Raw genomic sequence first — 23,327 nt, 5'->3', positions numbered from 1 at the left:
GAATGCTTGCGCCGCACCCTAGTTGGGGCTTCGGCGGGCGTCATCCGGATGGCTCAGCCGTCACTCGATGGAATGGCTTTGGGCAAAGGTGCTGACGCGCCGCTGTCCTTGGGGCAGCGGCGCGTCAGTGGCTGGTCAGTGCGGTAACGGTCAGGCAGTCGCGGCCTCCCCGACCAATGGGGTCAGGCCTCAGGGGCCTCTCCGGACCGGTACGGGGCAGGCCGCAGCCTTTCCGGACCGGTACGGGGCAGGCCTCCGCGGCCCCTCAGTACCGGTTACGGGCGGGTCAGGCCTCCGCGGCCTTCCTGGCGATGTCCGTGCGGAGCTGGGAGCCATCGAGCCGGATGCGGGCAGCCGCCGCGTAGGCACGCTCGCGGGCGCCCGCGAGGTCCTTGGCGGTCGCGGTCACGGAGAGCACGCGGCCGCCCGCGCTGACGACCCTGTCGCCGTCGAGCCGGGTCCCGGCGTGCAGGACGTAGGCGTGCGGCGCATCCTGTGCCGCGACCTCGTCGAGCCCATCGATCGGATCGCCCGTCCGCGGGGTGTCCGGGTAGTTGTGCGAGGCGATGACCACGGTGACCGCGGCCTCGTCGCGCCACTTCAGCGGGGGCAGCTCGTCCAGGGTTCCGTTGGCGGAGCCGAGCAGGACACCGGCGAGCGGGGTCTTCAGACGGGCCAGGACCACCTGGGTCTCCGGGTCGCCGAAGCGGGCGTTGAACTCGATGACCCGTACACCGCGCGAGGTGATCGCGAGGCCCGCGTAGAGCAGCCCGGAGAAGGGCGTACCGCGGCGGCGGAGCTCGTCGACGGTCGGCTGGAGGACCGACTCCATGACCTCGTCGACCAGCTTCGGGTCGGCCCACGGCAGCGGGGAGTACGCGCCCATGCCGCCGGTGTTCGGGCCCTCGTCGTTGTCGAGGGCCCGCTTGAAGTCCTGGGCGGGCTGAAGCGGCAGCACGGTGGTGCCGTCGGTGATCGCGAAGAGGCTCACCTCGGGGCCGTCGAGGAACTCCTCGATGACCACGCGGTCACAGGCCAGCGCGTGGGCGCGGGCCGCCTCGATGTCGTCGGTGACGACGACGCCCTTGCCGGCGGCGAGGCCGTCGTCCTTGACGACGTACGGGGCGCCGAACGCGTCGAGGGCGGTGTCGATCTCCGCGGACGTGGTGCAGACGTAGCTGCGGGCTGTCGGAACGCCCGCACCGGCCATCACATCCTTGGCGAAGGCCTTGGAGCCCTCCAGCTGGGCGGCCTTTCCGGACGGGCCGAAGCAGGGGACACCGGCGGCGCGCACGGCGTCGGCGACCCCGGCGACAAGCGGCGCCTCCGGACCGACGACCACCAGCTCGGCGCCCAGTTCGGTGGCCAGGCGCGCGACGGCAGCGCCGTCGAGGGCGTCGACCGGGTGCAGTTCGGCCACCTCTGCGATGCCGGCGTTGCCGGGAGCGCAGTACAGAGCGGTGACGTCGGGGTCGAGGGAGAGAGAGCGGCACAGGGCGTGTTCGCGGGCGCCGCCGCCGATGACGAGGACCTTCACGGGGTGCAGCCTAGCCGCCGGGGCGCCGCCCCCTTGACGGGCGCCGCTCCGTGGACGGCGGGGGCACCGGACGGGGCGGGGTGGAGGCCCCGGACGGAGGCGCGGCGGGGACGCCTACGGCAGTGCCCTGCCGCGCGCCCTACTCGTTGGTGAACTCCTCGACGACCGTGGCGCCCAGTTCGCGGACGATCAGGTCGTGGCCGGACAGCGCCGAGTCGACGAGGTCGGGGTCGTCGGCCTCGGGGGTGTCGTCCTCGGGAGCGACCGACCGGGGCGGTTCGGGAGCGTTGTACGACGGGGGTGCGGGTTCCGGCGCGGAGCCGCCCTGCTGCTGCCGCTCCGGCGCCGGCCGGGACTCGTACTGCTGCTGCGGGGCGGGGGCCGCGGGTCGCTGCTGTACGGGCGGTGGGGATGCGGAGGGACGCCCGCCGCCGGTCTGCGGGGGCTGTCCGGCACCGCCCGACGGGTCGACGAGCGCCTCGATCTTCCACTGCGCGTTGAACCGCTCGGCCAGGGCCTGCTTCAGTACCTCCTCGCTGCCGCTGCTCGCGAAGTTGTCACGGGCTCCGGCGTTGAGGAAGCCGATCTGCAGGGTGCTGCCGTCGAAGCCGGTGACCTGGGCGTTCTGGCTCAGCAGGATCCACGTGAACCGGCGGCGGCCCTTCACCGCCTCCAGGATGTCGGGCCACATGTTGCGCACCTGTGCGGCGCCCTGCGTCATCCCCGCAGCAGGCTCCGCGGCGACGGGCGCCGGCGCGGCGGCGGGTGCGGCGGCAGCCGGTGCGGGGGCGGCGGCCTGGGGTGCGGGGGCCTGGCCCGGGGTGGAGGCGGTGGGCCAGCCGCCGGGCCGACGGCCCTGCTCGGGCGCGGCGGCAGTGGGCCAGGCGCCGGGCCGCTGTCCGGCCACGGGCGTCTCGGCGGGCGGCGGCTCAGCGGGAGCAGGAGCGGGAGCGAAGGGCGCGGGAGCCGTCGGAGGCGCCTCCCCGCGCGCCGCCGCACGCGCGGCTGCGGGTCCCGTTCCGGCGTCGGGCTGCACGAAAGCGGGCGGCGCGGGGGCGGCGGCCTGGGGCTGCTGCGCGACCGGAGCGTGCGCCAGTGCCTCGGGCCCGGGAACGTACCCCATCGAGGGCCCCGGCCCGGTGGTGGCGAAGGACGCCCCCCGCTCCAGCCGGTCGAGCCTGGCCTGGAGGGAACGCTCGTCGTCGAAGGCCCCGGGCAGCAGCACCCGGGCACAGATCAGCTCGACCTGGAGCCGGGGCGAGGTCGCACCCCGCATCTCCGTGAGGCCCTCGTTGACCAGGTCGGCGGCGCGGCTGAGCTCTGCGGCGCCGAAGACGGACGCCTGGGCCTGCATCCGCTCGACGACGTCGGCCGGTGCGTCGATGAGGCCCTTCTCCCCGGCGTCCGGCACGGCGGCCAGGATCACCAGGTCACGCAGCCGCTCCAGGAGGTCGGCGACGAACCGCCGCGGGTCGTTGCCGCCCTCGATCACCCGGTCCACGACCTCGAAGGCGGCGGCACCATCACCCGCCGCGAAGGCGTCCACGATCGAGTCGAGGAGGGAGCCGTCCGTGTAACCGAGCAGGGACGTCGCCATGGCGTATGTCACACCGTCGTCGGCGGCACCGGCCAGCAGCTGGTCCATGACCGACATCGAGTCACGCACGGATCCCGCACCGGCCCGCACGACGAGCGGGAGCACCCCGTCCTCGACGTGGCTGTTCTCCCTGCCGCACACCTCGGCGAGGTACTCGCGCAGCGTCCCGGGCGGCACGAGCCGGAACGGGTAGTGGTGGGTACGCGACCGGATGGTGCCGATGACCTTCTCGGGCTCCGTGGTCGCGAAGATGAACTTGAGGTGCTCCGGCGGCTCCTCGACCACCTTCAGCAGGGCGTTGAACCCCGCCGAGGTGACCATGTGCGCCTCGTCGATGATGTAGATCTTGTAACGACTCGACGCGGGCCCGAAGAACGCCTTCTCCCGCAGATCACGGGCGTCGTCCACACCACCGTGCGAGGCGGCGTCGATCTCGATCACATCGATCGATCCCGGGCCGTTGCGCGCGAGGTCCTGGCAGGACTGGCACTCCCCGCAGGGTGTGGGCGTGGGCCCCTGCTCACAGTTCAGACAGCGCGCGAGGATGCGCGCACTGGTCGTCTTGCCACAGCCTCGCGGACCACTGAACAGGTACGCGTGATTGACCCGGTTGTTCCGCAGGGCCTGCTGCAGCGGGTCAGTGACATGCTCCTGACCGATGACCTCGGCGAACGACTCGGGGCGGTAGCGGCGGTACAGCGCAAGGGACGACACACATACGAGGTTATCGGGGCGGACTGACAACCGGCCCCGGACCGGGCGCTCCATCGGCTGCGGGAAACGTCACCACAGAGATTCCGGACGCCTGAAGCCCCGGTCGCGAGCGGAAGCCGTTGCCGCCGACGGGCCCGGAAACACAAGGGCCCCCCACGCACCCGCCAGAGCCAACCTACCCTTGCTGCCTTCCGGCCCTGGGGGAGTTCAGTCAGATAGCGCCACGTGAGGGGCTGACGCCCACCTTAGCCGATCCCCACCCCCGCAAGTCCACCTCCCCCACCCCCGGAGCCCTCTCCGGAGAGGTCCGGGACGGAACGGGTTCGCGAGCACTCCTCAACGTCTTGTATTGTTTGCCGCGGAGGATTCGCCTAGTGGCCTAGGGCGCACGCTTGGAAAGCGTGTTGGGGGCAACCCCTCACGAGTTCGAATCTCGTATCCTCCGCCAGTGCCTCACCGGGCACGATGTCGAAGGGCCCCACCGTTCGCGGTGGGGCCCTTCGACGTATGTGGTTGCAGTTTTGGTTGCAGTTCCCGGCTATCGCCCGTTGAGGGCGGACCGGCACACGTTGCAGTACATGGCGGCGTTCAGCCCGTAGCGTCGCATCAGCTGGCCGCAGCCGGCGCACAGCCCGAGCTCCCACGGCGGGCATCCCAGCGCGGCGGAGGCGGCGGCGCGTTCCACGGTGGTGATCCGCATCGGGTCGCGGAAGCGCTGAACCGGCATGCGGGGAAGCGTGAAGCCGCCTGTCGGCTGGTCGAGGTCACGGATGGGCCGGCCGTCGCTGACGAACCAGCCCTCCTCCCCTGCTCGGCAGGCGCGGTCGATCTCCTGCTCGGCGAAGGTGATCACGTCGTCCTCCTCTTCGGCCGGGGCCGCCGGGAGAGGCGACTTCTCGCCGATGAGCTCCTGCCACAGCGCGCAGTCGTCGGCCGAGACCCACATATGCCGACCGGCACGGCCGCTTCCCCGGCTGGGCACGTAGACCGGGACGCTCTCACCAGTGGCGCTCTGCAGGACTAAGTCCTCGATGAAGACCGGCTTCTTCTCCGGGAGGCACAGCGCGGGCACGAACCAGTCCGCGTGAATCGCGCCACAGTGGCCGGCACCCTCACTGATGAGGCAGTGGCGCTCGCTGCTCGCTACGCACTTCCAGACTTCGAGGTGCCGGTACCCACCGCGGATCACCATCTCCTTACCGTCGGCGATGTCCCTCCACGGCATGTCGTCGACCCGCGCCCACGGAGCGCGATCGATCAGGGAGGCTGTCCGGTCCTTCGCGACCCAGAGAGGAGTGATGCCGTGCTCCACGGCGTTGACCGAGCGCCGGTGGACGCTGCTGGGACTGAGGTGGTGGTACTGGATCTCCCAGCCGATCCGCGTGCCGCCGGGTCCGACGACTACGGCGTCCGAGATGCTGCGCCGATTGCCGATGGGAACCTCGGCCTCGGCGTCCAGCCCATACCGCCCGGCGGTCTCGACGATCCGCTCCTTGGTGGCCTTGTGCTGTGCGCTCTCCGTCGGCGTCGCCTTGTGCGTGATCGGCAGGTGCGAGGCAACGAGTGGTCGCCGGCCCCCCACGCGCCCTCGGCGGATAAACATCCAGGGTGATTTACCGCCCGACTCCGACTGGCACTCGCGCTTGTCGTGGTGCGCCAGGCATTCGAGCAGCTGCGGGTCTCGCTCGGCGACGCTGGCAGTGATCTCCTGGAGTAGATCGGGACGGTCCGGGTGACCGAGGTCGGGCAGGGACAGATTGATCTCTATGCCATATCCGGTGTGCCACACCCCATTAGCCATCCCTCCACCATAGGAACGACCACTGACACTCAAAAGGGCGCATGGTCACCCAACACGACGATTCAGAACGGGAGTTCGAGCAGACCTATCCGCCCTCCAACGCAACACAGACGGCATTGTCGGGGGAATCCGAAATAGCTGTGCGCGCAACGGCGTGTCTAGGCCCCTAACGGCAGCTCGCACCAAACGGCCTTGCCTCCGCCTGGGTCGCGACGGGAGCCCCAGGACGAAGCAATCGCGGCGATGACCGAGATGCCGCGACCGGCCTCGGCAGCTGGTCCAGCTTGCCGTCGACGTGGCAGATGATCGTCCGCGTCCGTTACCTCGATGATCAGTCGGCGGTCAGTGCGGCGCAGGCGCAGTCCTACGGGTGGGGTGCCGTGTTGGAGAGCGTTCGCCACCAGCTCAGTCGCAGCCAGCACGCCAAGGTCGCACGTCTCGACCGGGAGGCACCAGGAGGCGAGCGTGTCCCGCGTGAAGCTCCTGGCCCGCGGGGCTGTCTCGATGCCGCCGACGAGATCCAGCGCCGCATGGACGAAAAGCTCGGCGTCCGCGCCGGTGCGGGTGGGCTGTTGGAGAACCAGCACGGCGATGTCGTCCTCGAGATAGGCGTCGCCACCCAGGGTGCGTAGGAGTGTGGCGCAGATGTCGGCAGGGGTGCCCTGGGCGCCGGCGAGTGTGCGTTCCAGTGCGGCCACGCTTTCGTCGATGTCCTTGTCTCGGCGTTCAACCAGACCGTCGGTGTAGAGGACGGCGGTGGAGCCGGGCGGCAGGCCGATGGAGCCGGAGGCATGCAGCCAGCCGCCGGTGCCGAGAGGGGCCCCGGTGGGGTTCTCGGCACGGCGGATGGTGCCGTCCTCATCCCGCACAAGAATCGGCAGGTGCCCGGCGGACGCGTAGACGAGCTGTCCCTCGTGCGGGTCGTGGACGGCGTACACGCAGGTGGCGATCTGGCTGGCGGCGATCTCGGCGGCGAGGCCGTCAAGGAGCTGGATCACCTCATGGGGAGGCAGGTCCAATCGGGCATACGCTCGAACAGCGGCACGCAGCTGGCCCATGGCCGCAGCGGCACGCACGCCGCGGCCCATCACGTCGCCGATGACGAAGGCCGTACGGCCGGCCCCTAGGGAGACAACGTCGTACCAGTCGCCACCCGCGTCGGAGTCTCCGGGCTGGTACGTGGCGGCGATGCGCAGATCGTCGGGCTCCTCCAGCTCCTGCGGGAGCAGGGACTGCTGAAGTTCAACGGCCGTCTTGTGCCGATCCTTCTCGGAGAGAGCAAGCCTCTCGCGCAGCACGGCAACGTCGTCGTTCGACCCGTAGGACTTGTTCAGGGTTGTTTGGAACAACTCGGGGCTAGGGCCTCCTGCGGACGATCTGGGATGTGGAAGCACACTTCCCGCAATGACGCGTGCGTCGGAGGAATCGTGGTGCGCTGCGGTGACACCCAGGTCGTCTGCGGCATCTCGCACAGCCTCCTGTTCACGGTCCAAGGCGTCGTCGGTTCGCGCCAGGACCTCGTCGAACTGGTCAAGAGCGCTGTCCTCGCCCGGTACGTCGTGAACGATGGCGTCTGCGGGGATTGCGGGCAGGTCTCCAGAGTCACTGACCAGCGGCTGTTGGCCGATGTCCAGCAAATACGCCTCCAGCATCTGCACACGCCGGGCAGCAAGGTCGGCGATGCGCTGGGCTTCGTCACGCTGCCTCACCGCCCGTTCGAGCTGGGCGCTCAGGCGCGCCTCTTGGTCCCGAGCACGTTCAAGCTGCGGCTGCAGCGCACGCGTCGGGCCCGGGGAGTGCACACCGACCCCAGTGAGTACGTCGATACGTCGCGACAGCTCAGCGACCTTGGCTTGTGCCTGGCCGAGGACGAGAAGGAGCATCGAGGCGATCCGGAGCGCCTGTTGGCGCCCCTGCTCACTCGTCTCGTATGCCTGGCGCGCGCGCACGAGGTCCCGGTAAACCTGAATCGTGCGTTCCTTCTCCTCGATGAGCTCGCGCGGCGACACGACCACCTGACCGTCGACGCCGACCAGGGTCGGAGCCTTCTGTGCCTTGTCCCAGAGGGCCCGCGCCTCGCGTACGCGGCCCAGCGCCTGGTGGCCGGGCTCGTCGGGGAAGCACACGTCCGCAACGGCCTCCACGACATCCCAGGTCAGGTCTTCCCCTGACAGATGAATGCGCAGGCGGCGGAGGTCTGCAACTCTCCCGCCCTCGAAGTGCTCCGGGGTCAGCCGACTGTGGAGGTCCCGAACGCTCAGACCAGCCTCATCGATCCATGAGCGGACCATCTGCACCAGCGCATTGGCTTCGGCGCTGGCTCCTTTGGGCGGCGCCCAGGGACGCCCCGGGCGCTTCTTCCGCTCCTCCATCGCTGCTCCCCATGTTGTTCCGCGATAACCCGCCGTTGTCGCCAGAACAACATCCAAAAGGTACCGCCAACCACCGCGCAGCTGGATCGTGTAGGTGCATCGGCCCCCGACGCCCCTAAACGAACCAAACTCGGAGAATTCCCGTGCACCTCACGCAGGCTGAACTACTCCTCGTCGCATTGCTGGTGATCACCCTTCTGGCGATGGGAGTAGGTGGTGCAGCAGTGGCTCTCGCGCGCTGGGAGGGGCTCACGGTGCCCGCCGCCATCAGCCGAGGTGGCATCGCCTTCGCCGGGACCATGGCCCTCGGAGCGTCCTTGGCTGGTCTCTTCCTGATGCTCAAGTGAGTTGGGGGAGCAGCCGGCCGGTGTCGCCCACTCCCCCGCGCTGGTGCCGACCTTCAACCCGAGGAACGTGCCAGAGGGGCGTCTACCACTCGTCGGTGTCGCCGTACTTTCCTGGGTTCTGAGCGCGGTCCACAGCCTGTGCACACGCCTCAACAAAGGCCGCCTCCACGGCAACCTTGTCCGTGCCTCGCACCTGGGCCTCGACCTCCTGGCTTGTGCCGGGACGCCGGGCCGTTCGCCAGGCCGAGGCGCGGTCGGTGTAGCGGTCGGTCTCGAAATCCCAGGTGGGCAGTGACCACTGCTCCGGGCCCCCGGTCGCCGCGCGTTCTCCGCCTGGGAGGAACACGGCTCGGGCGTGGAAAACCACGGCCCGCTCCGGTGCACGCTCGCGGATGGCGCTCGCACCGCCCGGACCCTGCTGTTCCCAGCGCCAGCGGTCCCAGTCCTCGACCTCGGCTGAATGGTCGGGCCAGTCCTCGCTCCACCGTGCGACGACCTCGTCAGCGTGCTCGCGGTGCAGGAAGGGAACTCGCCGCTCGCCGAGGCGGGCGACGTGAATCACCAGCTCGGCCGGGACGGGACTATGACCGGCCGCCGGTGCGACGTTCTCCGCCACCTGATCCGTGCCCCACAGCAGGCCGCCGACTTTGGCGGCGGTGTCCTTAAGGACGCGGCTGGTCAGGTGCTGGTAGCGGCGGCGCATCCGGGCGGACTTGCCGGGCTCCCAGCCCATGATGGCGTCGACGACCGCGTCGGGGACGCCGAGGATGAGCAGGACGGTCGCCGCGGTGTGACGGGCATCGTGGAGGCGGGCGTCGCGGACGCCAGCGGCCTTCAATAGCTCCTTCCACTTGTGGTAGTCCGTGTTCGGGTTCAGGGGCTCGCCGGTGGGCGAGGTGAACACGTACCCCTTCTCCGTCCACAGGTCGCGGGCAAAGGCTCGCTCGCGGGCCTGTTCCTCGCGGTGTTGGCGCAGGAGCTGAAGTAGCTCGTTGGGGACGCCAATGGGGCGCTGGCCGGCGCGGGACTTGGCGTTCTTCGTCTCACGTCGGGTGTTGATCTTCTGGGGGCAGAAGCCGGGCTTGCGTCCGCAGCGGTCGCCGCAGCCGTGTTTGTAGCGGGGCCGCAACCGGCCGCGCCGTACGCGGATGACGCCAAGGTCGAAGTCGACGTCGTCCCACTGCATTCCGAGGACCTCGCCTTGGCGCAGGCCGAGGGCGAGCGCGATGACCCAGCGGGCGGTGTTGCGGTGCTTGCCCGCCTCGGCTAGGAGCCGCTGGACCTCCTCGACCGAGTACGGCTCGACCTCCTCCTCTTCCAGGCGTGGGGCCTTCGCGATCTTGGCCGGGTTGACGGTGAGGTGGGCGCGGCGCACCGCTTCGTTGAGGGCGGTGCGTACGGTGCGGTGTACCTGATGGGCGGTTCCGGCTGCGCTGCCGGAATCTTGCATTTTCTTGTAGAAGCGCTCCAGGTGCTCGGGCTGGAGCTTCTCCAGGCGGTGGGCGCCGAGGCCGGGGATGAGGTGGTGCCTCACCGCGACGCGGTAGCCGTCGATGGTGTTTTCCGAGACATGCGCGGCGGCGATGTTCTCCACCCAGTGCGTCAGCCACGTCTCCAGCGTCCAGCTCTGGCCGACCTTGCGGACGGCGCCCTTGTCGCGCTGCCGTTCCATCTCCCGGACGACCTTGGTGACGTCGGGGCGGGTCTTGCGGCTGACGTGGCGCCGATCGGGGGTGCCGTCGTCCTTGACCCCGACGGTGACGTAGCCGTGCCATCGACCGTCCTTGCCTTTGAAGATCGAGGAGCCGCCGTTGGGCTGGCGGGACTTCGGTGCGGAGGCGCGAGTCACGCGGCGGCTCCGAAGTCGGTCGCCGTCAGGCGGCGGGCCAGGAAGTCGTTCACCGCTTCCGCTGGGATGCGGCGCAGGCTCCCGATCTTGATGGAGGCGATCTCGCCGGAGGAGACGTACTCGTAGAGCTTGGTGCGGCCGATGCCGATTCGACGGGCGGCCTCGGTGACGGTGAGAGCGACAAGGGTCGAGTCCCCAGTGGGGCGGCGCTCGGCCATCAGCGTGCGCAGGGCGTCTTCGGAGACATCCAGAAGCTGGGCTATCTGGGAAACGGGCAGTATGGACTGCGGCATGGGAGTGCTCCTTGCGCCGGCCTGCGGCGTCGCGGGAGCGGCAACTCCCGTCGGCCTGGCCGGTGGCGTCGTTCAGGGATGGATGGGGCAGTGGATGATCGTCGGCGATGGCAGTCGCCGTGCGTGGGGCTTTTCGGCGTTCGTAGCGCCGCAGAAGGGACCGTGGTCGGCTACTCGCCGACGGGTGGCTGGTTCTGATTCCTCAGGTGCGCCCGGGACGGGTGCAGATTTCTGCGCTGGGTCCGCTCTTCGAGCCGGAGGAGTTCGTCGACCTGCCCTCTCTGCTCAGGACCCTTGTCACCGTAGGCGTTGAGTTCGACGTCGATCTCGTGCAGGTGCATCTGGTTCCGGTCGATCGCCGTTCGGAGTTGGCGGTACTCCAGCGTCATCTGGACGTACTCGTGTACAAGCTGGCGGATGCGGGGGGTGGCCAGCTCATCCGGCGGTCCGGTCAGGTCCTGCATGGTGAGGTCGAAAACCTTGCAGAAGCCGAGCGCCTCGTCGAGGTTCACCCTGCGACGGGGCTTGCCGCTCTCGATGCGCCAGATCGCGGACTGGTTGATCGGATGGCCGGCGGCGGCCATCTCCTCCGCGAGCTTCACCGTGCTCCAACCGCGGACCTCGCGTTCCAGCTTGACGCGTGCGGCGACGTGATCTTCCGGCACCGGTCGACCTGGGCCGGCGCGCTCCGCGCCTTCCTCACCACTCACTCGCGCCTCCCTTCACGCATCAACAGATCCAGTCGATCCAGCATCCACAACCAAACCTCATTGCACAGTGAAATGCAAGGCATTGCGTTGCCGAAAATCTCGGCTATGGTCGTGGTCCGCCGTACAGCGACGGACGGAACCGCACACGCAAGCGGCCCCGGTGCTACGAACACCGGGGCCGAAGTAGAGGCTCCACCGCACAACCATCCATCCCTGAACGATCTAAACCGGAGGCCGGGGTTGCCGCCCCATATGGCCTCCCGGGTGAGGAGCTCCGTGAACCAGGGTACGACCCTGCCCTCCCAGACGCCATCCCGCTTCGACGAAGGCTCCACCCCGACGGAGCATCCGTTCAACCTGGATGCCGAGTGCGCAGTCCTCGGCGCCTGCATGCACGAACCCGGCGTCATCGCCGCGGTCAGGCCCATCCTCGGCGACGACGCCTTCTACCGACCTGCGCACGAGACCATCTGGCGCGCGCTCCTCACTCAGCATCGCGAGGACAAACCCACCGACCCGATCGTCCTCACCGAGCTGCTCCAGCAGCAAGGGGACCTACAGCGCGTGGGTGGCCACACCTACCTGTCTCAGCTCGCCAACGCTCCCTACGGCACTAGCAGCGCCGAGTACCACGCGGAGATCGTCCGCTCGAAAGCCGACCTTCGCCGCCTGGTGACCTCAGCGGTACGAACCCTCCAGCGGGCCCGGGAACCCGGCGCCGATCCCGAGGCGATCCGCAGCGAAGTCGAAGCGGAAGTGCGCGCAGAGCGGGAGCGTGCGCTCGCCTCGGGGCAAGGACGGTTGTCCCGCTTCGCCACCGACGGGTGGTCATTCGTCAAAGAGAGCGGGGCGGACGCCGAGCCCTTGTGGGGTACGCGTGAGAAGACCGTCTGGGCACCGGGCGAGAGCCTGATGATCGTCGGCGCTCCGGGCGTCGGCAAGACCACGCTGGCCCATCAAGTGATCTTCGCCCGCCTCGGTCTCCAGGAGACCGTCCTGGAGATGCCCGTCGCCCCAAGCCGGCGCGTGCTCTACCTGGCGATGGACCGCCCCAAGCAGATCGCCAAGGCCATGGCCCGCCGCGTTTTCTCGACCGACGAGAAGATCCTGCGCGAGCGGCTCGTGGTCTGGCAGGGCCCGCTGCCCGCGACCCTCGACAAGGAGCCCGACCTCCTCGCCGATCTCGCCGCCGCCCACCAGGCCGACACGATCGTGATCGACAGCCTCAAGGACGCGGTCAGCACGATGGTCGACGACAGTCTCGCGGTCGCCTTCCACAACGCCCGCATGCGCGCCCTGCGCAACGGCGTGGAGATCCTGGAGCTGCATCACCAGCGCAAGGCAACCGCGGACGCTCCACGTGGGCAACGCCCCAGCCTGGACCAGGTCTACGGCTCCACCTGGATCACCGCCGGCGCGGGCAGTGTCCTGTTCGTGAGCGGACGGGCAGGAGATCCTGCGGTCACCCTGCACCACCTCAAGACCCCCACCGGTGAGGTCGGCCCCCTGGACGTCACGCACGACCATGTGCGCGGCACCACCATCGTCGACCCCACGAAGGACCCTGCCGTCCTGCTGCGCAACGCCCCCAACGGGCTGACCGCACGCGACCTGGCCACCGTCCTCATCGGCGGAGGTGACCCCGACCGCGCCGACATCGAGAAGGCCCGACGCCACCTCGGCCGCCTCGTCGACAGCGGCCTGGCCACCAAGACCGACGGCATCGCCGGAGGGGCCGGAGGCGGCCAGCAGGCCCGCTACTACGCCTCCGCCCGCCACCTGACCGCCGTCGGCTGACCTCCTCGCCAACCCCCTCGAAGCGTTCACGGGACCGTGCACGTGGCCTCCACGCCCGTGCACCCCTGTGAACCGCTCACAGGGCACACGGTCACCGAAAAACCGCAGGTAGAGCGATCACGCGCCCGTACACGCCGTACACGTGCCTAAGCGATCACGCGCGGGCCCCCCTTTAGAAGGGGGCCCCGCGTGTACGCCCCCTCCGTGAACGCCGTGGTCGTCTCCCCGCCATTCCCCCGGAGTAGATCCGCGCATGCCGCCCGCCATACCCGAAACACTCGCCACCGCCCCCTTCCCGTACGCCGACAGCCCGCTCCTGCCCGCAGCCGTCTTGGCGATTGCCGCCGGTTCACTGCTCGCGGGCCTGAGGGCCCGACGCAGCCAACGCCTCCCCCATGATCGGAAGCGGCGGCCCTCGGCTGCCGTCGTCACCGCCACCGTGGCGGCGCTCGTGTGCACGGCCTACAGCGCGGACACCAGCTGGCGGTTCGCCGCCCACTACCTCGACATGCGCAACACCGCCGAGCGCACAACGATGTTCTCCGCCGCTGAACTCGCCCTGTTCTCGATGGCACTGATGGCCCGGCAGAACCTGCATGGTCCACGGCAGACGGCCGGCTTGCCCGGAGTCCTGGTCTGGGTGATCACCGCCATGCAGACCATTCCCGCCTACGCCGAGTCCGGCCCGGTCGGCGGCACCGTACGCGCCTTCACCGGCCCGGTGATGGCGGCCGTGCTGTGGCACCTGGCCATGGGCATCGAGCTCCGCCAGCGCACTCCCGACGCCACCTCCCACGGGTTCGGCGCTGTACTCACTCGGCAGGCCCGCGAGCGGCTGCTCGCCCGGCTGGGGGTCTTCGAACAGGACCAGGGCGCAGCTGAGATAATCCGCGATCGGGCCACGCAGCGGGCCGTCGCCCTGGCTACTCGCCTCGCCGAGATGACTCCCGCACAGCGAACCGAACGGGCAGGCCGCCGCACCATACGTCGGCTTGCCAAGGCGCTCGCCCGCTCCGGCATCGATGCCGACCCGTTCCGGAACGAGCAGCTGCTGCGGCAGCTCGCCACCCGCCGTCAAGCAGCGGTGCTAGCCACCGTCGATCTGCCCGAGCGCTGGAGCCTGCCCGTCGGGCAGCCCCTCGACCTGTCCACTGCGCAGCCCGGATCCTCCCGGGCAGAAGCCGACGGGCAAGCGACGGACCACGATCGGGCAGACCGCGATGGGCGGGCAGAAGACCACGCCCGTCCGCACCCGTCAGATCCGGCCGACGGGACGCCCGACCTGGGCGCCGGCCCCAATGCCACCGACGCCAGCCTGAAAACGGCCGCCCGCTCGCACCAGGTGTCGCGCCCGCAAGACGCCGCTCCGCCTCCTACGGGCAGCACCTCACTCACCCCATCGGCCAAGCACCACACGCCGAAGCCAAAGCGGTCCGTGCGCAAGCCCAGCGCTTCCGACGAAGTCATCCTCGCGTCCGCCCGCCGCGTGTACGAGGAGACCGGCAGCGTCGGACGCGACCGTGTGGAGGACGCCGTGCGCGACGCCGGTTACAGCGTCTCCAGCAACGTCGTGGGCCGTGTCGTCCGCGAGTTCAAGTCCCGGATCGGGGCCGCACACGCAGATTCCTGACCCAAGACCGCAACGACTCACCCCAGCGGTGACCTGAGACGGAGATCCCGTGCGCGACCCCCATCACGAACCCGCCACATGCCAACAGCAGCCGACCACCACCCCAGCAGAAGGCGGAGCAAGTTGTCCCGGGAGCAATGCTCCCGGAATTCCCGCCCCAGGGGTGGCGGGACCGGTCCTGCGCCAGGGGGCGCCGGACCGGCAGGCTGCGACCGAGGGCGGACCTCAGCCAGGAACGGCACGGCAGGCCGAATCCCTGTCGCGGCGGCGTCAGCGCGCCCGTCAGCCGAAGCCCCGCAAGCGCCTGCACCAGCCCAGCTGCCGCATGAACGACGCCGAGTACCAGCGCTTCACCGACGCAGCCGCCCAGTGCCAGATGACCAACGCCGCCTTCCTCGCCTACGCAGTCGACAAGGCGGCCCGCGACCTGACCCGCACTGCGGCCGAGATCGCCACCGAGCGGGAAGTCCTCGATGAGGTGTTCGCCGCCCGCCGGCACCTGGGTCGGATTCATGGCTTGTTCAATCAGGTCGCCAAGGCACTCAACTCCGGCGCCGACGCACCCCACCTCGACGCCGCCGCTCAGGCCGTCCTGAACGCTGCCCGCCGGATGGAAGACGCCGCCGACACCCTGCTCGCCCACCGGGACGGTGGCTGCCCGGCATGATCCCTCGAATCCATAAGCGCGGCAGCGCGACGATCGGCCTCATCCGGTACCTGTACGGCCCCGGCACGCACGAGGAGCACACCGACCCGCACCTCGTGGCGGCCTTCGACCCGCTCATGCCCGACCCGGGCCGCGATCCGCAGGCCACCTACGGGCAGCTGCAGCGGCTGCTCGACCAGCCCGTCAACGCCCTGCCCACCGGCCGCCGCCCTGACAAGCACGTGTGGCATCTGTCCGTACGCGCCAGCCCTGAAGACCCGGTTCTGCCCGACGACGCCTGGGCAGCCATCGCCCGCCGCATGGTCGCCGCCACCGGCATCGACCCCGAGGGCGACGACGCCGCCTGCCGGTGGGCGGCCGTCCGGCACGCCGCCGACCACATCCACATCGTCGCCACCCTGGTCCGCGACGACGGCCGTCGGCCCCGCCTGCACAACGAAGCCCGCCGAGCTCAGGCCGAGGCCCGCCTCATCGAGGCGGACTACCGCTTGCGCCGGGTCACGCCGGGCGATGGCACCGCCGCCAAGCGACCCACCAGCTCCGAACGCCATAAGGCCGAACGCCGAGGTCGACAACGCACCCCGCGCGAGGAACTGCGGGAGGCGGTCCGGCGCTCGGTGGCCGGCGCCGGAAGCGAGGAGGAGTTCTTCGACCGCCTCGCCGGGGCCGGCCTGCTCGTGCGACGCCGTGTCGCACCGTCGGGCGACCCCCTCGGCTACACCGTCGCCCTCCCCGGCGACCGCAACGCCAAGGGCCAGCCGGTCTTCTACTCCGGCTCCAAGCTCGCCCCGGATCTCTCCCTGCCCCGTATCCGCGAACGTTGGAACGGGAACCCTGACCACTCCGCCCAGCAGCCGGCCCTGCCGCCGGTGACCGGCCCTGCGTCCGCCCGTCGTCGCGTCACCAGCGCCGCCTGGCAGGCCCTCTTCGTCGTCGACCACGGCGAGAACGGCGTCGTCGCCGCGCAAATCGCCGCCACCGGGGAAGTGCTCGACGCCCTCGCCCAGACGTCGGCGGCCCACACCCGCCACGAACTTCAAGCCGCAGCGGCCGCGTTCGAGCGCGCCTCCCGCTCTCACGTACGTGCCGCACGCGGCCACGACCACGCCCTGCGCCAAGCGGCCCGTGACGTCGTGCAGAGCGGCCCGGCCTTCGGCCGAGGCGAGGACGGCGCCGCCACCGCGATGGCCATCGACATGCTCCTCTTTCTGGTCTCTGCCGCCGCTCACTGGCACGCCGGGAAGCAGCATGCCCAGCAGGCCGAAGCCGCGCACCGGGCTGCTGAACATCTCCGCTTGGCTTACCGGATCGCCGCCGAGCGCCCGATAGCGGCTCTTCACCAGCGAGGCGTACGCATGGCTCCCTCCCGGCAACGCCGCCATGCCGCCCTCGTACGGCAAGCCCTGCCCGAACTGGCTGGCCGGATCCTCGCTGAACCCGGCTGGCACGCCCTCGTCGCCACTCTCGACGAAGTCCAGGCAGCCGGGCACGACCCCACCACTCTGCTCACCGAGGCAGCGGCCCGAAGGGAACTGGGCACGGCGGCGTACATGAGTGAAGTACTCGTGTGGCGGCTACGGAGGTCAGCCGATCTTCCTGCCGACCCCCAGCGCCTCCAGGCCCCGCCCACCCACGGGAAGCGACCGGTCGCCGCACCCGAGCCAGTGCCCCGGAGCGAAGTCATGCCGCTGAATGGCTCCCCACGGCGACGCTGAACCGCACGTTCCAGCCCTGCCGCACCAGCCCCACCCTCGTGGCGTTTCACGGAAACTGGCTCGGCAGGGCAGCGTCTAGATAGCGCTGCACCGGCTCGAACAGCCCGTACGGCACGTACTGAGGAATCTCACCGAGCGTGGCCCAGACCGTGTCGGCCACTTCACCAGCGCTCGCAACGGCCGCCTCGCCCCCGACGGGCCGACATGCGATGTAGTGAATCTCCCGACCCGTCAGAGGGTGCACTCTGCACCCCAGTGACTCTTGTGGGGCCACCCATAGTCCGGTCTCTTCTTGGGTCTCACGTACGGCGGCTTCTTCGGGTGTTTCGCCGGGTTCGATCTTTCCCGCCGGGAACTGCCATGACAGGGCGCCTTCCGTCACGCGTCGTTGTACGAGCATAACGCGCGCGCCCCGAGCGACGATGGCAGCAGCGACCGCCACTTCTGCCTTACTGGTCACAGGGGTTCCCCTTCCTAGAGCCATCCCTGGACGCGCAACACCGTGGCCTCACCTCTTGATGGGCAGGTCCCGGGCCGCGTAGTACGCGTGCAGCGCCGCCTCGCCACCGGAGCCCAGGGCGGTCATGATCCGTTGGAAGCGGGCGGAGCGGAGGTCGCCGGCCACGAGGAGACGGGGGTGCTGGTCGGTGGGCGGGCAGTATCCGTCCGGGCCGCGGGTCAGGTCTCCGGGTGGGGCTGCGGGGGCGCTTCCCAGGCTGAGGAAGGCCGCGTCCGCCGTGATCGTGCGGTGGGCACCGTCCCTTCCTACCGCCTCGGCCGACAGCTGGGCACCTTCTCCACCGTGCAGCGTCAGGTGATCGACGGGGAGGAGCGTCACCCGAGGGTCCTCGCGAATCTCGTCGATCTTGTACTCGTCCGTCGCCGGGTACGCCACGAGGAGGCGCGTGTCCGTGGTCGGGTGGGCGCGGAGGAAGGTGCCGATCGGGCGGTCGCCGCCGAGGACGAGGAGGGTCCGGCCTTGGTCGTCGTCGGCGTCGGCCTGCCAGAGCGCAGGCAGGGTCAGGCCGGCGGGGGCGGTGATCCAGGGCGCGTCGCTGGGTTGGAGAGGGCCGACGCCCGTGGCGACGATGGCGTACGGGGCGGTGAGGGAAGCGCCCGTGTCCAATGTGGCGGTCACCTGGTCGTCGTCGGCGCGGAGCTCGGTGACGTACCGACCGAGTGCGAGGCGGCACAGCTCCGTGTTCTTCAGCTCGGCGACGATGGCGTCGGCCAGCTCGGGGCCGCTGGTGTAGCCGCCGAGGACGTTGTTCAGGGCCGGGATCCGGTACAGGTTCCGGCACAGCCGGTCCGGCTCGACCAGGATCGAGCGCATGCCGACGCTGGCGGCCATACGTGCGGCGGCACATCCGGCGGGTCCGCCGCCGATGATGATCAGGTCGGTGTCGTACAGCGTGTCGCCCATGCAGCTATTCCAGCATCGGGGCCCCTGCGTACGCCGCGAGTTGGTCGATCACGTGCTCGGTGGTGACAAGTTGGCCGGTTCCGATCAGGCGGCGTGCGACGACGAGACCGGCGCCGTGTACGTCAGGGCCGGCGTCGCTGGCGCAGGCGTCGGTGACGATCCAGGGTGCGTGGCCGTGTTCGAAGGCGTCGGCCGCGGACTTCAGGACGCAGCTCTCGGTAGCGATCCCGCAGAAGACGAGGTCGGTCCAGCCGCCCCCACGGACCAGTTCGGCTGCCTGGGGGGTGAAGAGCGTGTAGCCGGTCTTGTCGACGACCGCGTGCGCGCGGGCTGCCGCCTCCGCGAGTTCGGGGACGATGTCGGTCTCAGGCGGTTCTTGGAGTCGGCGCCACTGGAAGAAGCGCTCGTACGGGCTGTCCGGATAGTTGAAGTACCGGGTGAAGATCACGGGTCGGCCGGCGCCGGTCCACTGGGCGACGAGATCGGAGACCGCAGGCACGGCATGGCGGCTTCGCTCGTTCACGAAGCCGTTCTGCATGTCGATCACGACCAGCGCGGCGCTGCCGATGTCCATCCGTTGCTTCTCCTGCCCTGTATTCTCACCCGACACCCTCTCGCAGAGCGTCCTGCGCGGCGCGCAGCCGTTCGGCCAGCCCGCTGGTCTTCATGATGGCCTCCCGCATCAGAACGTGTTGAGCGGTCTCCTGGGCTCGGGCGGTGGTGAGCCGGGAGGAGGCTGCGCGCAGGAAGCGCCAGCCGTACTGCTCGGGCATGAAGGGGTCCTGACCGTCCTCGATCATCTGCTGCACCTGGCGGGTGAAACACCAGAGGGCTTGGACGGTCAGTTCGCAGGTGACCAACTCGTCGATCGTGAGGCTGCGCTCGCGGGAGTGGGACGCGTAGGCGACGCCGGACCAGCCCGCGTAGGCGGTGGACACACCCCGTACGCCGAAGGACACGATGTCGGGGTGGTCGAAGCCGGTGGCCAGGAGAGACTCCTCGACCGCACCGCCCAGAGGAGCGGGGCCGTCCGGGGCGCCGCGGTCTACCAGGACGGAGGGCGTGGACAGCAGGCGCAGTGCGGTTTCGTGGGCGTCGCCGGACCAGGGGCCCGAGGTGAGCCAGTAGAGGGAGAGGACGTACTCCGGGTTGGGAACACCGGCGGGTTCCTCGTCCAGAAGGTCGCGGAGCTTGTCCCGCGCCCAGGGCAGGTCGGAGGCGTAGGAGCGGTACCGCCAGACCGCGAGGTCGGTGAGCGCGGCGGGCATGTGCGGCTGAACGAGGTGGAAGACGGCCACCCCGCACGCGAAGACGTGAAGGACGCACTCCTGTGCCTCGGGGTGGTCGACACGGGCCGAGGAGGACTCCAGCCACCCGTCGTGCGCACTCGGTCTCATGTGTGCGCGGAGGCGGCCGGCGCGTTCGACGCCGATGAAAACTGGCAGGAACTTGTGGGAGTCGACTTCGATTCGGCCTGTCACGGGCGGCGCAGCGCCGCTTGATCCCAGTGCCGCCGCGAAGCGCGCCTGCGCGTCGTCCGACGCATGGTCGAGTGCGGTGTCGAGCACAGCCTGGGACTCGGCACGCGGCTGGTAACCCGCGCCACCGCCCTCCCAGTTCGACACGGTCCGGTCACTGACTCCGAGGTAGGCGGCGAAGTCACGCAGGCTCATGCGAAGGGCTTCGCGCAGCAGCCGTGCTTCGCGGCCGGACCATCTCTGCACAGTCACCACCGTCGTACCCCCCGTCCGTCACCTGGTGAAACGCCGAAACACCCTGCGCGGGCAGTCCTGTTCGGCATAACTGCGGCATTGCTGCAGCACCCGTGCGTCACACTCAGCAATCAGTTTGCACCATGCTGTATTCACGAACCGGGGAAAGTGGCCACAGCCAAAAAGCGCCCCTCCGCCCGTTCTCTCCGGTTACACACCCAAGGAGCAAACGGCATGACCGACATCGTCAAGCGCAACGCCCGCGCCATCCTTCTCGACGGCGACGAACTGGTCCTCATCAAGCGCACCAAGCCCGGCAGGGAGCCGTACTGGGTGTCGGTCGGCGGAGGCGTCGAGGAAGAGGACGCGACCATCGAGGCGGCTCTGCATCGGGAGGTGTTCGAGGAGCTGGGCGGCAAGCTGGAACGCGCCGAGCTCGTCCACCTCATCACCGATGCGCTGGAGGGAGGCGTCGGAGTCCAGCACATCTTCGCGGCGCGCCTGGAGTCGATGGACCTGGCCGCACGGACGGGCACCGAGTTCGACAAGCCGGAGCGGGGCGGGTACGAGGTGGTCCGGGTGCCCTTCACGGCCCAGGCCGTCAGTGAGCTGAACCTGATGCCGCCGGAGCTGGCCGAGTTCATTGCCACGAACACCGACGCGATCACCTCCGTTCTCGACACACCGATCCGCGAGGCATGAGCGATGGGGCGGTTACCGGACTTCGTCAGCCTCAACGGCCCTGACAACGTCGGCAAGACGACTCACCTCGATCGGCTGGCCGCGCGCCGACGCGTCTTCCAACCGTTGGGAGCCGTCCACGAGCACGACCCTGAGCCGTGGGCGCGCGTAGCGGCCGGCGACTACGCCCAGTGGTGGTTCGAGACGTCCACAACGGTCGAGCTGACGGAGATGCTGCTCGTCGGTCACGCCAAGCGGGCCGCCGCACGCGAGCCCGGTCGTACGGGACTGCTGGACCGTGGCCTGCCCATGCTCCTCGCTGTGGCCACCGCGACATGCGTGGTCAAGGACGGGCTGACGGTGGGCGAGGCGTTCAAGACCGTGACGGAAATCGCCGGTTCGCGGGCCGCCGCATCGGAGACCTCGGTGCTGCTGCTCGCGTCCTTCGACGCCAAGCGCAGTTACGCCATCACCAGCGCCCGCGAGGGCCGCCCGTGGACGGGGATCTACCCGGACTACCAGAAGACACTGCATGCTGTTCTGCTTCACCAGGCCGGCCACGGCACGTACACCGCTGTCGTGGACTGCGAGAACCGCTCCCTGGACGACGTGCACAGCGACGTACTCAATCACCTTGGCCTCACCCCACTCACCGACCGGAGTCCCCGATGACTCAGAACTCCCCGCCCCTGGTGCTGCCTCCGGGGCTCACCCGCGCCATGGCCACCCTCCAGGACAAGGACCGACACCGGCTGGACGACACCGTCACCCGGCTCCACACCGTCAACGGGCGTCTGTGGGACACCGAGGACCGGGTGCGTAGCGCCTTGCTCTCCGCCGCCCAGGTCGCCGACTGCAAGCGAGAGATCGACCAGCTCAACGCCGAACGCAACGCCCTCGCCGAACGGGCTGACGAAGTGCTCGGCTCGCTGGTGGACGCGGGCCGTGCCGATGTGCCGCTGCACACCGAGACGCTCGCCTCCGTCGTGGACCGCATGTCGGTGCTGACGCTGCGGATCTGGCACAGCGAGCGGGCGGCGGGCCGCGATGAGCTGGCCGCACGACGTGTCCCGGCCCTTCACGGGCAACGTGAGGAGCTGTGCGCCGCTCTCGACGCGCTGGTCTCCGATGTCGTCGCCGGCCGTCGTCGGCTCCCCGTGCCGGCCCGCTTCAAGCTGTACGGACGGGAGGACGTCGCTCCGGCAGAGATCAAGCCGAGTCGGCATCTGCGCCAGGTACTCGCCTTCGGCGGGCTGAGCGAGTGCGGGAAGAGCACCAGCGCACAGTTCGTTCAGCGGACCTGCGGCGCCCAACGCCTCAAGATCGGCTTCCTGTTACGGCAGGCAGCCCACCGGGAAGGGCTCGCGGACCCGTACGCACTCTCGGCCCGTCGGCAGGCCGAACTGCTCCTCGGCGAGCTGAACCGCTTTGCGGACGCCCACGTCGACACGAAGCTGTTCACCATCGAGTCCGTCCACGACGATGCCTCGATCGCCGAGCTCAAGCAGCTCATGGGCGACACGCTCCAGATCGTCTACCTGGACGCCTCCTTCGCCGTACGCGTCGAGCGGTCGGGCACTCCGGCCCAGGCCGTCGCCGTGAAGGACGAGATCAAGATGAGCCGCGGCGCCCATCAGGTCGCCGCTCTGGCCGACCACGTCATCGACAACACCGGCAGCATCGCAGCCCTCCGCGCCCGCCTCCGGCGCATCGCCGCCCCGCCCTCCACGACTGCGCTGCGCGTGGCCACCCCGTACGGGCTCGGTCTTCCGGCAGCAGTCGCGTCGGCGACGGCCGACTTCACCGACACGGTGCGGGCGTACGGACCCGGCGTCCGGCTCGTCGCCCTGACCGGAAGCCCCGGAGAGGGGACCTGGATCGCCGGCTGGTCCGACCTGGACCTCATGGTGATCGCCGAGCACGAGGTCATCGGCAGGATCCATGAGGCCCTGGAGCAGTACCGGACGGCCCTCGGCAGTGCGGCCTCTCTCGGCCCCACCCTCGTCACGCCCGGAGAACTGACCGCCCGACGCCTCACTCCGCGCCTGGCCTTCGTCCTTCACCAGCTCCAGCAAGGCAGCCCCGTCCTGCATGCGGCATCCGACCTCGAACTTCCGACGATCAGCCGGGACGAGCTCGCGTTCGCTGCCGTCCGTGAACTGCCCCAGGTCATGCTCACCATGCGCCGTCTGCGTACTGCGGAGGGGGCGACCGCCCTGCGGCAGCTCTACAAGCACCTCGTGCTCGCCTGCCGCCTTCTCCTGCGCGAGCACAACCAGTGGGAGTCCGGCCCCGACCGGATCCTCGCCGCCGCCTCCCGCATGCCGGGCCTGACGGCCCTCGCGGTCCCTCCTCTGGCCGAGGTCGCGAACGCTTGGCGTGACGGTGACACCGAGCTCGTGCTCAAGCCCATCACCGCGGCGGTCGACCAGCTCCTCACCTGGTACGCGCTCCAGCTCGCCGCCTGAACCACGCACCTCTC

At 69.8% G+C, this 23,327-nt stretch carries 19 protein-coding genes, 1 tRNA gene and 1 other RNA gene; 9 read left to right on the top strand and 12 right to left on the bottom strand.

Annotated elements, in window-relative coordinates:
* Window positions 1-286 precede the first annotated feature (286 nt).
* From purD to ffs, 3 genes are all read right to left on the bottom strand, one after another.
* Window positions 287-1,537, bottom strand: coding sequence for a phosphoribosylamine--glycine ligase (gene purD, locus ACIQMX_RS20785; RefSeq protein ID WP_363066720.1), 1,251 nt, complete (start codon window positions 1,535-1,537; stop codon window positions 287-289).
* Between the two features lie 139 nt (window positions 1,538-1,676).
* Window positions 1,677-3,848 carry a DNA polymerase III subunit gamma and tau gene (locus ACIQMX_RS20780; protein WP_402480045.1) on the bottom strand — a complete coding sequence of 724 codons (2,172 nt, stop codon included), beginning with the start codon at window positions 3,846-3,848 and terminating at the stop codon, window positions 1,677-1,679.
* Window positions 3,849-3,989: 141 nt separating this feature from the next.
* Window positions 3,990-4,086, bottom strand: an RNA gene (gene ffs / locus ACIQMX_RS20775) — signal recognition particle sRNA small type.
* 122 nt (window positions 4,087-4,208) lie between these two features.
* Between ffs and ACIQMX_RS20770 the strand changes: the two genes are divergently transcribed.
* Window positions 4,209-4,296 (top strand) — tRNA-Ser (locus ACIQMX_RS20770).
* Window positions 4,297-4,386: 90 nt separating this feature from the next.
* On the opposite strand, the gene ACIQMX_RS20765 is transcribed toward ACIQMX_RS20770, so the two are convergent.
* Window positions 4,387-5,649: a hypothetical protein gene (locus ACIQMX_RS20765; protein WP_402480043.1), complete on the bottom strand. Its 1,263-nt coding sequence runs from the start codon at window positions 5,647-5,649 to the stop codon at window positions 4,387-4,389.
* A 158-nt stretch (window positions 5,650-5,807) separates the two neighbouring features.
* Window positions 5,808-7,301 (bottom strand): SpoIIE family protein phosphatase, encoded by a 1,494-nt coding sequence (locus ACIQMX_RS20760; RefSeq protein WP_402480154.1) that lies wholly within the window; start codon window positions 7,299-7,301, stop codon window positions 5,808-5,810.
* An 863-nt stretch (window positions 7,302-8,164) separates the two neighbouring features.
* Between ACIQMX_RS20760 and ACIQMX_RS20755 the strand changes: the two genes are divergently transcribed.
* Window positions 8,165-8,368: a hypothetical protein gene (locus tag ACIQMX_RS20755; RefSeq protein WP_402480041.1), complete on the top strand. Its 204-nt coding sequence runs from the start codon at window positions 8,165-8,167 to the stop codon at window positions 8,366-8,368.
* Window positions 8,369-8,450: 82 nt separating this feature from the next.
* Here the strand turns inward: ACIQMX_RS20755 and ACIQMX_RS20750 are convergent, their stop codons facing one another.
* The 3 genes from ACIQMX_RS20750 to ACIQMX_RS20740 form a co-directional block, all read right to left on the bottom strand.
* Window positions 8,451-10,217 carry a tyrosine-type recombinase/integrase gene (locus ACIQMX_RS20750; RefSeq protein WP_402480038.1) on the bottom strand — a complete coding sequence of 589 codons (1,767 nt, stop codon included), beginning with the start codon at window positions 10,215-10,217 and terminating at the stop codon, window positions 8,451-8,453.
* Complete coding sequence (locus tag ACIQMX_RS20745; RefSeq protein ID WP_402480035.1) at window positions 10,214-10,510, bottom strand: helix-turn-helix domain-containing protein; 297 nt, start codon at window positions 10,508-10,510, stop codon at window positions 10,214-10,216. Before ACIQMX_RS20745 ends, ACIQMX_RS20750 begins: the two co-directional genes overlap by 4 nt.
* Window positions 10,511-10,680: 170 nt before the next feature.
* Complete coding sequence (locus ACIQMX_RS20740) at window positions 10,681-11,175, bottom strand: helix-turn-helix domain-containing protein (RefSeq protein WP_402480033.1); 495 nt, start codon at window positions 11,173-11,175, stop codon at window positions 10,681-10,683.
* Window positions 11,176-11,496: 321 nt separating this feature from the next.
* Between ACIQMX_RS20740 and ACIQMX_RS20735 the strand changes: the two genes are divergently transcribed.
* The 4 genes from ACIQMX_RS20735 (at window position 11,497) to ACIQMX_RS20720 (ending at window position 17,029) form a co-directional block, all read left to right on the top strand.
* Complete coding sequence (locus ACIQMX_RS20735) at window positions 11,497-13,017, top strand: DnaB-like helicase N-terminal domain-containing protein (RefSeq protein ID WP_225679214.1); 1,521 nt, start codon at window positions 11,497-11,499, stop codon at window positions 13,015-13,017.
* Between the two features lie 253 nt (window positions 13,018-13,270).
* Window positions 13,271-14,647, top strand: a complete 1,377-nt coding sequence (locus tag ACIQMX_RS20730) for a hypothetical protein (RefSeq protein ID WP_402480030.1) — start codon at window positions 13,271-13,273, stop codon at window positions 14,645-14,647.
* A 325-nt stretch (window positions 14,648-14,972) separates the two neighbouring features.
* The gene (locus tag ACIQMX_RS20725) at window positions 14,973-15,314 is read left to right on the top strand and encodes a hypothetical protein (RefSeq protein ID WP_076967746.1); all 342 of its coding nucleotides are present in this window, start codon (window positions 14,973-14,975) and stop codon (window positions 15,312-15,314) included.
* Entirely contained in the window at window positions 15,311-17,029 is a 1,719-nt protein-coding gene (locus ACIQMX_RS20720) for a relaxase/mobilization nuclease domain-containing protein (RefSeq protein ID WP_402480026.1), read from the top strand. Before ACIQMX_RS20725 ends, ACIQMX_RS20720 begins: the two co-directional genes overlap by 4 nt.
* Before the next feature lie 46 nt (window positions 17,030-17,075).
* Here the strand turns inward: ACIQMX_RS20720 and ACIQMX_RS20715 are convergent, their stop codons facing one another.
* The 4 genes from ACIQMX_RS20715 to ACIQMX_RS20700 are packed head-to-tail and all read right to left on the bottom strand — an operon-like array spanning window position 17,076 to window position 20,185.
* Window positions 17,076-17,513: an NUDIX hydrolase gene (locus ACIQMX_RS20715; protein ID WP_402480023.1), complete on the bottom strand. Its 438-nt coding sequence runs from the start codon at window positions 17,511-17,513 to the stop codon at window positions 17,076-17,078.
* A gap of 24 nt (window positions 17,514-17,537) precedes the next feature.
* On the bottom strand, window positions 17,538-18,452 hold the full coding sequence (locus ACIQMX_RS20710; RefSeq protein ID WP_402480020.1) for an FAD-dependent oxidoreductase: 915 nt from the start codon (window positions 18,450-18,452) through the stop codon (window positions 17,538-17,540).
* Window positions 18,453-18,456: 4 nt separating this feature from the next.
* Entirely contained in the window at window positions 18,457-19,026 is a 570-nt protein-coding gene (locus ACIQMX_RS20705; RefSeq protein WP_402480018.1) for an isochorismatase family cysteine hydrolase, read from the bottom strand.
* A gap of 25 nt (window positions 19,027-19,051) precedes the next feature.
* The gene (locus tag ACIQMX_RS20700) at window positions 19,052-20,185 is read right to left on the bottom strand and encodes a helix-turn-helix domain-containing protein (protein WP_402480015.1); all 1,134 of its coding nucleotides are present in this window, start codon (window positions 20,183-20,185) and stop codon (window positions 19,052-19,054) included.
* A gap of 213 nt (window positions 20,186-20,398) precedes the next feature.
* On the opposite strand from ACIQMX_RS20700, the gene ACIQMX_RS20695 reads away from it, so the two are divergent.
* The 3 genes from ACIQMX_RS20695 to ACIQMX_RS20685 are packed head-to-tail and all read left to right on the top strand — an operon-like array spanning window position 20,399 to window position 23,313.
* The gene (locus tag ACIQMX_RS20695) at window positions 20,399-20,866 is read left to right on the top strand and encodes an NUDIX domain-containing protein (RefSeq protein ID WP_402480013.1); all 468 of its coding nucleotides are present in this window, start codon (window positions 20,399-20,401) and stop codon (window positions 20,864-20,866) included.
* Between the two features lie 3 nt (window positions 20,867-20,869).
* Window positions 20,870-21,517: a hypothetical protein gene (locus tag ACIQMX_RS20690; RefSeq protein WP_402480010.1), complete on the top strand. Its 648-nt coding sequence runs from the start codon at window positions 20,870-20,872 to the stop codon at window positions 21,515-21,517.
* Window positions 21,514-23,313, top strand: coding sequence for a DUF4254 domain-containing protein (locus ACIQMX_RS20685; protein WP_402480009.1), 1,800 nt, complete (start codon window positions 21,514-21,516; stop codon window positions 23,311-23,313). Before ACIQMX_RS20690 ends, ACIQMX_RS20685 begins: the two co-directional genes overlap by 4 nt.
* The last annotated feature ends 14 nt before the right edge of the window (window positions 23,314-23,327 follow it).

Source organism: Streptomyces sp. NPDC091416 (genome assembly GCF_044756845.1).
In the GTDB taxonomy this organism is placed as follows: domain Bacteria; phylum Actinomycetota; class Actinomycetes; order Streptomycetales; family Streptomycetaceae; genus Streptomyces.
Note: the sequence above shows the minus strand (reverse complement) of the source record. Positions and strands in the feature narration are given on the sequence as shown.